The sequence below is a fragment of the Lentilactobacillus hilgardii DSM 20176 = ATCC 8290 genome (genome assembly GCF_000159315.1).
GTDB classification, from domain to species: domain Bacteria; phylum Bacillota; class Bacilli; order Lactobacillales; family Lactobacillaceae; genus Lentilactobacillus; species Lentilactobacillus hilgardii.
This window is the reverse complement of the sequence record NZ_GG669997.1, coordinates 22,172-33,779: the sequence shown is the minus strand read 5'-3', so window position 1 is coordinate 33,779 and position 11,608 is coordinate 22,172. Positions and strand designations below refer to the sequence as shown.

General features: G+C 46.9%; 12 protein-coding genes and 1 pseudogene. 7 read left to right on the top strand and 6 right to left on the bottom strand.

Features of this window, described 5'->3' with window-relative positions:
- The first annotated feature begins 137 nt into the window (after positions 1 to 137).
- Positions 138 to 575, top strand: a complete 438-nt coding sequence (locus HMPREF0519_RS11280; protein ID WP_003636333.1) for a GntT/GntP/DsdX family permease — start codon at positions 138 to 140, stop codon at positions 573 to 575.
- Positions 576 to 705: 130 nt separating this feature from the next.
- Here the strand turns inward: HMPREF0519_RS11280 and HMPREF0519_RS11275 are convergent, their stop codons facing one another.
- Genes HMPREF0519_RS11275 through HMPREF0519_RS11260 form a run of 4 tightly spaced genes read right to left on the bottom strand, consistent with a single transcriptional unit; the run spans position 706 to position 3,350 of the window.
- Complete coding sequence (locus tag HMPREF0519_RS11275) at positions 706 to 1,290, bottom strand: histidine phosphatase family protein (protein ID WP_003636332.1); 585 nt, start codon at positions 1,288 to 1,290, stop codon at positions 706 to 708.
- Entirely contained in the window at positions 1,287 to 2,048 is a 762-nt protein-coding gene (locus HMPREF0519_RS11270) for an adenosylcobinamide-GDP ribazoletransferase (RefSeq protein ID WP_003636331.1), read from the bottom strand. The genes HMPREF0519_RS11275 and HMPREF0519_RS11270 overlap by 4 nt, the downstream gene beginning before the upstream one ends.
- Positions 2,049 to 2,064: 16 nt before the next feature.
- Positions 2,065 to 2,823 (bottom strand): AIR synthase family protein, encoded by a 759-nt coding sequence (locus tag HMPREF0519_RS11265; RefSeq protein WP_003636330.1) that lies wholly within the window; start codon positions 2,821 to 2,823, stop codon positions 2,065 to 2,067.
- A 14-nt stretch (positions 2,824 to 2,837) separates the two neighbouring features.
- The gene (locus HMPREF0519_RS11260) at positions 2,838 to 3,350 is read right to left on the bottom strand and encodes an ECF transporter S component (protein WP_003636329.1); all 513 of its coding nucleotides are present in this window, start codon (positions 3,348 to 3,350) and stop codon (positions 2,838 to 2,840) included.
- Positions 3,351 to 3,516: 166 nt separating this feature from the next.
- Here HMPREF0519_RS11260 and HMPREF0519_RS11255 point away from each other — a divergent pair, with 166 nt between their 5' ends.
- Positions 3,517 to 4,887: a DDE-type integrase/transposase/recombinase gene (locus HMPREF0519_RS11255; protein WP_003636328.1), complete on the top strand. Its 1,371-nt coding sequence runs from the start codon at positions 3,517 to 3,519 to the stop codon at positions 4,885 to 4,887.
- Between the two features lie 482 nt (positions 4,888 to 5,369).
- Here HMPREF0519_RS11255 and HMPREF0519_RS14620 read toward each other — a convergent pair whose 3' ends face one another.
- Complete coding sequence (locus tag HMPREF0519_RS14620) at positions 5,370 to 5,498, bottom strand: hypothetical protein (protein ID WP_013854969.1); 129 nt, start codon at positions 5,496 to 5,498, stop codon at positions 5,370 to 5,372.
- A 462-nt stretch (positions 5,499 to 5,960) separates the two neighbouring features.
- Here HMPREF0519_RS14620 and HMPREF0519_RS11250 point away from each other — a divergent pair, with 462 nt between their 5' ends.
- From HMPREF0519_RS11250 to HMPREF0519_RS11230, 5 genes are read left to right on the top strand one after another with little or no spacing between them, the layout of a single operon-like run.
- Positions 5,961 to 6,857, top strand: coding sequence for an energy-coupling factor transporter transmembrane component T (locus HMPREF0519_RS11250; RefSeq protein WP_040472815.1), 897 nt, complete (start codon positions 5,961 to 5,963; stop codon positions 6,855 to 6,857).
- The gene (locus HMPREF0519_RS11245; protein WP_003636325.1) at positions 6,845 to 8,509 is read left to right on the top strand and encodes an ABC transporter ATP-binding protein; all 1,665 of its coding nucleotides are present in this window, start codon (positions 6,845 to 6,847) and stop codon (positions 8,507 to 8,509) included. Before HMPREF0519_RS11250 ends, HMPREF0519_RS11245 begins: the two co-directional genes overlap by 13 nt.
- Positions 8,510 to 8,516: 7 nt before the next feature.
- Positions 8,517 to 9,227: an ECF transporter S component gene (locus HMPREF0519_RS11240; protein ID WP_003636323.1), complete on the top strand. Its 711-nt coding sequence runs from the start codon at positions 8,517 to 8,519 to the stop codon at positions 9,225 to 9,227.
- 19 nt (positions 9,228 to 9,246) lie between these two features.
- Positions 9,247 to 10,299 (top strand): hypothetical protein, encoded by a 1,053-nt coding sequence (locus tag HMPREF0519_RS11235; protein ID WP_003636321.1) that lies wholly within the window; start codon positions 9,247 to 9,249, stop codon positions 10,297 to 10,299.
- 34 nt (positions 10,300 to 10,333) lie between these two features.
- Positions 10,334 to 11,122: a DUF4430 domain-containing protein gene (locus HMPREF0519_RS11230; protein WP_003636319.1), complete on the top strand. Its 789-nt coding sequence runs from the start codon at positions 10,334 to 10,336 to the stop codon at positions 11,120 to 11,122.
- 102 nt (positions 11,123 to 11,224) lie between these two features.
- Here HMPREF0519_RS11230 and HMPREF0519_RS11225 read toward each other — a convergent pair.
- Positions 11,225 to 11,608 (bottom strand): annotated as a pseudogene (locus tag HMPREF0519_RS11225) (DNA topoisomerase); the annotation flags it as partial.

Below are 11,608 nucleotides of genomic sequence, written 5' to 3'. Positions count from 1 at the left end.
AAAATTCATAGTTCACTGGGCTACCAGACCCCCTTACAAGTTGAAATCGCAACACTTACGAGCCAAATGGCCGCCTGATTTAATGCTTTCCATGGTTCAAATAAGTTATTAATCACGATTAATGATTTATTTGAGCTGTGGAAGGTAAACGCGGTTCTGAATGTCTCTTAAAACCTGTCTCAAATATTGACTTCAATCCAGTCATCATCGATACCGGCATTGGCAACACCCTGGTTTCCTTTGTGGGAAAATTACCGGTATCGCCGTTAATTTTGGCATGGATTATCACCGTCCTCATCCGAATTTTGACTGGTCAGGGCGCGGTGGCTGCCATTACCGCCGCCGGAATCGTTGCGCCAATGATCGCCGCATTCAACGTCAATCCCGTACTGATGGTACTTACATGTGCCGTGGGTAGTAACACCATGACGTTAATGTACGATGGTGGCTTCCTGCTGTTCCAGCAATCATTCGGCATTTCAATTAAGGATACCTTCAAGACATGGGGTGCCCTTGAATTTGTCAACTCATTCGTTGGCCTTATTGTGATCCTGGGATTAGATTTAGTTATGTAATGGCCGCAAATGATTAATTATACTCAAAAGCAGATTTCAACTTTTCATGCCATTCCTGGTTACTCACTGAAATCTGCTTTTTGGTTATCATTTTAAAATTAATCAACTAACCTGGCATTTTCAGGCTTTGCTAGTCATTAAAACTCACCAACGACACACCACCGTCTCCCGTCTCAAAAACCGAATAACAGCCCGCTTTAAAATCCACCGACCAAAAGTCGCCGCCGGTCCAATAACGGTACAGCGTTCGCAACACCCCCTGATGCGCAACCACTAACAATGTACTGTTTGACGGCAGCGTTTCCCGATAATGGTCGAGGGCGGTCGTCACCCGTTTTTCAAATACTCGGTATGGTTCGGCGCCAGCGGGGGTGACATCAAACGGCGCCTGCAGCCAAGCTGCCCAGGTTGTTGGATCCCGAGCTTCTACCTGGTCAGCGTTCAAACCTTCCCAGATTCCAAAAGGCATTTCGTCAATGTCCTTTTCGATAATCTGTTTGGTTTGCGGATGATATTGCATGATTGCGTCCATGGTTTGCTGAGTCCGTTTTAAATCACTGCGGATTGCGTAATCGATCGTTGTGGCCTTCAGCTTATCGGCAAGCTCTCTCGCCTGCCTGAGTCCCAAGCCATCCAATTCAATATCCGTACGTCCATAATATTTCTTTTCTTTGTTATATTGCGTCTCACCGTGGCGAGTCATTAATAATTTCATCCAAAAGCCCTCACTAACGCTGTTACTACCAATAAAAACGCGACTTGAGCCAGCTCACCATACGCACCAATTGTGTCACCGGTAAAACCGCCCAGTTTATGCGTGATGTAGTGCCGGTACCAAAGAGCTCCCAGGACCACTGCGAGATAACCGCAGAGGCCGAAAGTCCCTAACAGACCACCAAGTACCAAAATCGAAAAAAGCTGAGCGATCATGATTTGCCAGGTGGCAACACCAGTCCAGAGATTACCAAGCCCCTTCGTTTTGCCAGCATAAACCATTTTGTAAAATAACAGCGCCATGCCGGTCTTGGCCACCATGGTCGTACAGGCCACCAATGAAACGACTTGCCAGGCCGCCAAATACTGACTGCAGACAACCCCGGCACCCATGACAATTGCATAGAAATAGATCAGGGCCAGACTTCCCATGGTGCCAATCCGGCTGTCCTTCATAATTTCTTTGATCCGGTCCACCGTCCGCGATGAATAAAGACCGTCGGCAGTGTCGGCCAAGGAATCCAAGTGAAAGCCGCCGGTTAGAACCCCATCGGCCACCCAGAATAAGATCCAAGCAAACCAGCTGGGAAATACCAAGGTCATCAGCCAGAAAAAGAGGGCCTCGAGGCAGCCAATCAAAAATCCAAACAGGGTAAAATACTGGATGCTCTTCTTGAACTTTGCCGCTGCATCCGGAATTTCATACGGAATGGGAATCCTGGTGAAAAATTGGGTTAACAATATCAATGAACCAAACATAGAATCAATGCCGTCCTTAGTCTGAGTTTTGGTGAAGCTGAGCAATTTCGGTCAGCTCGGGAAATTGCCTTTCAAATAATTGACGTTTATCGGCCACCACGGCAACTAGTAACACGGTCGCCGGTCCGGCAGATTGTGTAAATTCAGCATCCGCCAGGTCAACCACGGCGGAAATTTTTGCGGTATGGGTGGCGGCCATCTGGGCCAGTTCGTTGGCAATTCCCTTTGAGCCCACCGGCAGCATATCCACCACTGCTGGGGTGGCGCGAATGGTTCGAACCTGATCGTAAGAAAAAATCGTTGCCAAATGGGCTTTGACCGCCTCCCCAACGTAGGGTGTTCCAAGCTGATAAACGATCAGAGAGTCATCGATCGATGTCGTGGGAATATCTTTCCGATTAATTTGGCCAATCACGGTCACCCCAATCGCCGTTGTCCGGGTCGGCATATTATCTTCGGTACGACCATTCAATGGAATATCGTAAAATCCAGCCTTGGTTAATTCACGCTTAAGTCCCTGAATCACCCGACGGCCAGTTGGGACCATTTCGTTGCCAACCGTGTCAACGACGGCAATTGGCCGGGCCCCAAAGCACAGCAGCTCCAATAGCGGTACCCGCAGTGAATACGCCGCGGTAATCGCCGAATCAATTTGAACGGCGTCCAAGGGCTTCTCACCAATCCCCGCACTGCTGTCACAGGCAATCACCAGCGCTGTTGTGGGACTCGTTGGCACCACCGATAAATCACGAAATCGTGGGTTCATTTGGTTCATTTAATCGGCTCCCCCTATTTCTGCGGCGTCAGAAACGGCGCATCCTTCACTCGATGGGGCAGTGCCGCATAAATCACTTCACAAACAATTAAGTTTAGAATCGTTGCGATGGTCAGTGGAACAAAGAACGCCCAAACCGCCTGCTTCATAAGCGGATAAAGAAGCACCAACTCGATTGGCACATTGATCGCGTAGCCCAGCACGTCAGAAGTCAGCACGCCCTTCAGCGTATCCTTGCCCAACCATTTACGAACCAGGCCAAATATCAGCATGCAAATCCCCATGGCAACGCCAATAATTAAATGAATCGGCAATGTCAGAGGAAACCCCGCCAACGCGGCGGACACCAGGTGCCCGAATAATCCCAACGTTGCGCCAAACCACGGGCCTAGCAACACCGCTCCTAAGAATGCCGGGGCTGAATCAAAGGCCACTGAGCCCATGATTTTGACGTTTGCGCCAATCACGCAGAGCGCCAAGAGCATGGCGGCTAGGGTGAGGCGATTCAGTCGATCTGATTGTGTCATAATTGCAAAATCCTCCTCATAATAATCAATCTTAGTTCCTTTTCGATTGTATCAGAGATGGGTGGGGATATTTAGCTTTATTTCAAAATATCCTTCCCCCTAAAGTTCCAGCATAGTGTAAGCACCACACAAACACAAAAGCTGAACCAGAAAGGGATCTAGACAAGTGCTTACACAATTATTAGCGTATTTAGTTAAGATAATCAAGCTTCAACAACAATTTATTTTGATTCTAATGACCCAACTGGCAAATATTTATCTTCATTCCAAAACGCCACGGCTAGAAAGCCCGCCCTATCGACGTTTCAACCAATTCAAAGCTGATGATAAGCTGCCGCTTCTCCAGGCAAATATCCACAAAAACCAACTGAATTACCAGGAATTATTAGTAGCTTATCAAGCAAAGCACGGCAAGCCGTTAAAACCGGTTAACCATCGGCAGGCGTTTGCCTTCCCGCGACAAACCTGTCCCGGGTGTGGCGCACCAAGTCAATACTTGTATGCCAATGGCGGTGGTGATAAGAGCTCATTACTTCTCTGCAAGATTTGCCAAACCAGCTTCAACCCGGAAAAACGTTATCGTAAAGAAGTCGTGCTTCGCTGTCCCGACTGCCAAAACAAACTGGAACTTGCGAAGCAGCGGGCCAACTTCAAGGTCTGGCGGTGCAATAATCGTCACTGCCCTCATCGCAAACGTGAGCTGGCCAAACTAAATTCCAGTCAATACCAGGAATACTTAAAGCGGCCATCACAATTCAAGTTACGGTACATCTATCGGGAATACGCTTTTAAAATTCGCCAGATAGCCCCGCAATCATCCGCGCAATCTCGGGTTGACCTCAGTCGCATTCAGGCCTCACCACAAGTGCTGGGATTAATCCTCAACTACTATGTGAACTATGGCATCTCCGCTGCCAAGACTGCCGCGTTAATGTACGACATCCATGGCATCAAGATTTCCAAGCAAACCATTCTCAATTACGCACAAGCCGTGGCGGCCAATGTTCGACCCTTCCTGGATAATTATCCGTATCAGCTTTCCAGCCAATTGGTGGGTGACGAAACTTATCTGCGCGTGAAAGGAAAATGGCACTATCTGTTCTACTTCTATGACGTGAACAAAAAAATTATCCTGGCAGATTACGTGACCCCCAAGCGAACCACTGAATCAGCGTGCATCGCGATCTATCAAGTCCTCAAAAAGTATCAAGTGATTCCTGAGAACCTGCGGTTCACGGTTGACGATAATCCCATCTATCGAGTGGCCAGACTATATTATGCACATCAGGAAGGCATCAACTTCGACCTTAATATCGTTAAAGGCTTAACCAACGAAACCGAGGTGGCGAAGGAATATCGCCCCGCCAAGCAAACCATTGAACGCTTAAATCGCTCACTGAAAGCTAATTATCGCCCAATGGGGGGCTTTAAGTCAGCCAGCGGCTCTATCACTTACGTGACGCTGTATTCTGCCATAATTTTTTACGGCCCCATCAAAGTCTGGGATACCATCCACCAGTTGAAGTTCCTGAATTAACGGGACTTACCCGCATGCCAGACAAGTGGTTGAGACTCATCAAACTCGCTCAAGAACAGCTACCAACCGCTTGATTTTGGTAATTGGAGCCCGGTGGTTCGTTATCGTCAAATGGCGGTAGCGAACACTTGACAAGCCGAAAAGCCAATGGGTTAAACTTAAATGACCCGAGGCTTATTTAAGTGGCCTTGATTTCGTCTAACCATCGCCTCGGCACCGCTGAGCCAACCCATTGGCCGGCTTGTCAGGTGCATTTGACGATTACGACCACGTAGTAGACTGCAAACCTGAATGGAAACTATATTAGAATCTACTTTTTCATGGAACTTTGGACATTACCGATTTCCTAACGTTTATAGTTTAGCACTGGAAAACCCAAAAGGTGTCGGACAGCACTTGGTATTAGCCACCATACAAAAAATCCCCATTCAGTCCGAAAACTGATGAGGATCGTCACGCAAAACTTATTAATTTAACCATGATTACTTCTGTTGGCCTTTCAATACCGAATTCCAGAAAAGACGTGAATTCAAATCATCTTTCAAGGTTCCTGAACGGCGATTCTTTCTTTCAGTGGTTCTTGCAAATAAATTCTTCAAAGTCTTTGGCATAAAACATTCCTCCTTGGTCAATTCTATGAAGCTTATCAATCTTCTCTCTACTAAGTAGTAGAGCGCTACTGTCGACCAGGGAGATAGTAATATGCTTATAAAATTTACCAAAGCAAAGCCCCGACACGGATGACTTTTTCCGCCTCGGGATGTTGCTTGAAGGATGTTGCAGCTTTTGCTTTCAATGATTTTCAGAAAGTTATTTACGTGTTAACCACCTCGCTTGTTCGGATGAACCCGTATAAATGACAGCTTAGCAGGTCACGGTAAATTTAGTGTAAAAATGGTGTAAAAAGGCTGTACATAATATCCAAAAGGTGATAAATCAGTTCGCAAATTTCACCATTTAAAAACGCCTCAAAATAATACTAGCCACCACACAAGATATGCCGTTTACCACCCTTGGCAACGATGATATACTGTTGGAAGGGCTTACTAACCCTTAGAAAGTCGGGATTTTCCATGACACACACCCCAATCAAGATGAAGTTTTTTTCGCAGCTTCATCCAGTAGCGCTCACGCTGTACTTTACTGAGCTGATCGTCTGCCTCCTGCTGTTTAATCACGTGGCGGTCGCGGTGGCTGAGTTCATCGCGCTCACGATCACAGCCACCTACTACCTTGGCGGCCGAAAGACGGCGCGCCAACTGAAATACGCCGTTTCATTTCTATTAATGATTCTATTTTTCAATACGCTCCTCAATCAAAAGTTTCCGCCGATTCTTTGGCATTTCAAATGGGGCATTCTGACGTTCAAATTTTCGTATCCGGCATTTATGTACGGCATTGCGATGGCAATTGTCCTGATCGCAATGCTGTTTGTTTTTTCAGTCCTAAACGCGGTTCTGACCCCCAGCAAGCTGATCTACGTGTTCTCGCCGATTGCGCCCCGGCTGGCAGTACTGGTCACCATTTCGTTTACGCTGGTCACCAGCTTCACCGATAGGCTCAAACGGATTTTGCGCCTGCAAAAAACCCGCAACGTCGACGTGGTTAATGGATCATTGAAGACCCGCACCCAAAAGACGCTCCACATCTTCGAAATTCTTCTGCAGGACGCCCTGTCTTCTGCGATGGAAACCGCCAATTTAATGGACGCCCGCGGATTTGGCGCCGCCAAGCGGACCCACTACCGCTCGTATCACTGGCAGTTTAGTGACCTGCTGTTCATCACGATTGCCACCGTCATGCTAGTTGCAACTATCGGCGTCCGGATTCTTTCAATGGGCACCAGTCGTTCAGTCGCCAATTTCACCACCATTTTTACGCCGGGCGATACTTGGCCCATCGTCGTCACGGCACTCCTATTCTTACTACCATTAATCTCAGAGGGGGTCTATCGTTCATGCAAAAATTAGCTACCGTGACCCATCTCACGTTCACCTATCCCGATCAATCAACCCCCGTTCTGGACGACGTCAACTTCACCATTGACCCCGGCGATTTTATTGTGATTGCCGGTAATACCGGCAGTGGCAAGACGACCCTGCTTAACCATTTGAAAAGGGAGCTCATGCCCAAAGGAGCCCGAACTGGTGACGTTCAAATTGCCGAAACACCGGTTGCTGACATGCCGAAGTTGGTGAGTGCCCAAACCGTCGGCTATGTGGCCCAAGATCCACAAACCCAGCCGGTGATGGCAACGGTGATCGAAGAACTGGCCTTCCCATTAGAAAATATTGGCTGTCCCAGCAATGAAATCGAACGCCGGATTACCGAACTGGCAAATTTCTTAGGTTTGGATCAAAACCTCGATCGCCAAATACATCAATTATCCGGCGGCCAGCTTCAGTTGGTAAACCTGGCTTCGGTTCTCATCTTGCGCCCAAAATTAATTTTACTGGACGAACCCACGTCCCAGTTGGATCCGCTGACCGCTCAGCATTTTCTCACCGTTTTAGGGCGGATTAATCAAGAATTAGGGATTACAATTATGTTGACTGAACACCGGCTGAGCACGGTAGCAGCCATGGCCAACCGGATGATTCTCCTGCAGGATCACCACCTGACCTTTGACGGTGATCCCCACAGCGGCTTGGCAAAAATGGCCACTGATGCCCACTTGACCTATTTCGTACCGTCAATTCCCAAGCTCTTCTTAGATCAACAGATTCGAACCTCCCAATTGCCGATTTCAGTAGCCGATGCCCAGTCGGCGATTCGGACTCACCATCTTCAATTTCAATCAGGGACGACCGGCGGCAAGGTTGCGCAATTACCCCCAGCCGAAAAACCAATTCTAACCGTCAATAACATTTCCTTTAGCTTCGACGGCCAACATAACGTCCTCCATCACCTGAACCTGGCGATTAATCCCGGTACGTGGTTGGCAATTATCGGCAAAAACGGCTCCGGCAAATCACCCCTGTTAACGCTGATTTGTGGACTAATGACGCCGCAGCACGGCAAAATTCGTTTCGTCCACCAGTTAGTTTGGAAAATGGCCATTAACCAGCGAATGGCCAAACTGGCATTTCTGTCGCAAACTCCCCGTCTCCAATTTACAGCCGATACCGTTCGTGAGGAGCTGGAAGTTCAGGCGGCTGAATTACGGTTGCCAGACGCTAAGGCCCAAGTTGACCATATGATTAATCAATTTCATTTGAACCGTATTGAGAAACAAAATCCATTTGACATTAGTGGCGGCCAACAACAGCTGGTTGGATTAGCAATCGCACTGATGGCGACCCCTGATCTGTTGGTTCTGGACGAGCCAACCAAGGGACTGGATCCCTACACCAAAATTCAGGTGGGCAACCTGCTGAAACAGTACCAACAAGCCGGTATGACCATTGTGATTGCCAGCCACGACATGGAATTCTGTGCTAAATTTGCCGACAAATGCACGTTTATGTTTGATGGCCATCTCAACACGCTGCTTGCCACGCAATCATTTTTTGCCGATAACTTTTTCTTCACCACGCCAATTAACCGGATTGCCCGTGATCAGGTTAAGGACGCCCTACTGCCAGTCGATCTGAAGCTGGCGAACCATCCAGAAAGGGGGTGAGTGTTACTTGAAACAATCTTCGTTACTCAACCGGTATCGGTTATTAATTGCGTTACTGTTAATGTTTATTTTTCTGCTATTCATTGTCTTATTGAAGGGAAAGCACTACCTATTATTTAGCTTTATGTGCCTAATCTGTAGCCTTTTACCCGCGTACTGGCGCTTCGAACACGATCCAATCAGCACCCAAACGTTGATGTTTGTCGCCGTTTTGATCGCGTTGGCGGTTGCCACCCGGGTCCCACTGGGCGCCATTCCTGGTGTGCAGGGAGCCAGCTTCGTCGTAATTCTAAGCGGCGTCAGTCTCGGCCCGGAACTGGGCTTTATCACAGGATCTACCACGGCACTGGTTTCCAACATGTTTATGGGTCAAGGACCATGGACGCCTTGGCAGATGGTCGCCTGGGGCTTAATGGGGTTAACCGCTGGCCTCTTCATGAAGGCCCGATTGTCCCATAGTCTGATTTTTATGATCGTGTTTGCCTGCGTCTGGGGCTATTTGTTTGGCTGGATCATGGACCTCTGGTACGCCCTGGCCTACGTATCACCGCTGACCATCAAGAGTTTTATCTTGGCTTTTGCGGCCAGTTTCTTTCCATTTGACACGTTCCACGCAGCATCCAATGCCTTTCTCATCGCGCTATTTTACAAACCATGGGAGAAGCTGTTTCACCGCTTAGTCACCAAATACAATATTTTACCGGATAAAAACCAATAGAAAAAGGATGGATTAATCAATGAAATTAACATCAAAGCTACTCATGATCTCTGCTTCAACCCTATTAGGATTTGGCAGTATCGCACCAGCCTTCACCGCCAATGCAGCCAGCGTTAAGACCGCCAGTCGTGCTTATCAAAATAGCAAGATCAAAGCCAACTACCGTTACGCGAAGAATCTGATGATTAAAAATAAGACCGGACTTTCCGGTCAAAGCAGTTCTATTTTTAGTAAGAAACTCAATCCTGATACTGGTGCGACTGCGGGGTACTCTGACTTTCTGTTAGGGCTCAAGGGAAACGGTTATAAATTTAATACCAAGGAAAAAACGTTGCTGCGAAAAAACTTGGTAATCAAAAAGACAACCCCTGCTGCAACAATGGCCAATGCCGTGATGGCCGTTCAGGCGATGGGGCTCAACGCTAGAGATTATAAGCCATATGGCCACAAAAAGGGAATCAATCTGGTAACCAAGTTGTACCGGACAAGTGTTTCCAAACAAACGACAAGTGCCCAGGCACAAGTGCTGATTGCCATTTCGATGAGCTCAAAGTTCAAGCAGCCAAAGGGAGCGAAGTTTAGCAAAGCAAGCTTGAGTGCTCGGCTAGTGAAAGCTCAATTAAATAATCACGGTTGGACGTATAATAACCAACAAGGAGTTAGGGATGCCGACACGACCAGCATGGTTCTAACCGGTCTGGCTCGAGGAAAGGTTAATACAACTAACGTCAAGGACAGCTTGCTGAAGGGGCAAAAATTTCTTACTGGTATTGTGCAGCCCAGTGGTGCATTTGGCTACACGTTTAATGGCAAAACAACGCCAAATGCCAATTCAACCGCTGAAGCAATTATTGCCCTATCAAATGATTTTGGCATGAAGAAATATGTGAATAACACGGCGATGAAAACAAGTCAAACTAGGACGCCGCTTTATGCAATGCTGACCTATGTCAATAAATCCGGTTCAATAAAAAACGCAGCTACTCAGCTCTATGGTGTCGGTCAGGTAAATTTAGCGGTTGCCGCTTATAAAGCTGCTTTAAAGAATCGTTCAGTTTACACAATTAATTAATCGCCAAATTTTGAGTGAGAGGTGACAAAACAATATGAAAAAAGCAATTGGCTTCATTCTTGCGTTCATTCTCACAATTGGAATCGCTTTTGGTGCCCAACAGGTGATTTCATCGAGAGACGCAGCCCCTAAGCCGACAACTTCTAAACAAGTGACTTCTTCAAGTTCAAGTTCGACCAGTTCAAGTCATCTTAAACAGCCAAGTCACCAGCAAAAAGCAAAGGGTGCAAGCAAAGCAAAACCAAAAGCAGATAGGCGGGCTCAAAAAACAGCCAACAAGCCCCAAACTGCTAGTTCTCAATCAAGCACAAGCCCTAATCGGACAACCGGATCCAGTGCAAAGGCAAGTCCTAACAAGGTCGCTAAAACTAAGCGGTCAAAGGCAAGTCCTAACAAGGTCGCTAAAACTAAGCGGTCAAATGCCCCTAAATCTGATAAGCTGGGTAAAATTAACCACAAAGCAGAAACCAAGGTGGTTCAGGATACGCATCATGCGGCTAAAAAGTCGTCTAATGCTAAGAATACAATTCAAATCCATTTAACGGTTGATGGATACAAAAAAGTTTTCTATTCGAAGCGGATGCGCGTTAAAAAGGGCGCCAACGCGTTTTCGATTTTAAAGCAAACGAACCTGAAGATTAGTTATATTCCGGGCCCCTCCGTTTACGTGAACGGCATTAACGGCCTCAAGGAAAATGACGTTAAGGCCGGTTCCGGTTGGATGTTCAGTGTTAACAAGAAATTTATTGACCATGCTGCAAACTTAACGAAGCTTAAGAGTGGGGACAACGTTCGTTGGTACTTTACAACGGAGGGGTATTAACTGATTAGATCCCGCTAATATTGATTCAAACAAAGCGACTGCTGCCAAAGGGAGGGATATATTCCTTTGGCGGTGGCCGCTTTTAATGATTATTCTCTTTTAGAGCTTTCTCCTTGCTTTAAAATTAGCATCGCCGACTTGGGTAACAATGGTGGTTTCTTCATATTCGTAAGGATCAGCAAACATCGCTAACGTCGTTCTTAAAACCAAGTCATAGACTTGTTGCTGTAATTTAGGTAAGGCAGCTAATTGATCTTTAGTCGGGACGATTTTAGTCATAATAATGGCATAGTGTTCTTCAACTTTTTTCCCATCAACATAGCGTTTGTTCGGAGTGGTATTGGTTAAAGCGACTGGCTTAGAGACCAAACCCAGATACTTCGTCAGATTAGCCACTAAATAATCAAATTCTTCATCAGTGATATAAGCACAATCCGTTCGGGGATAACTCAGCAACTTGGCTTCATATAAACTTTGAATGGCCGC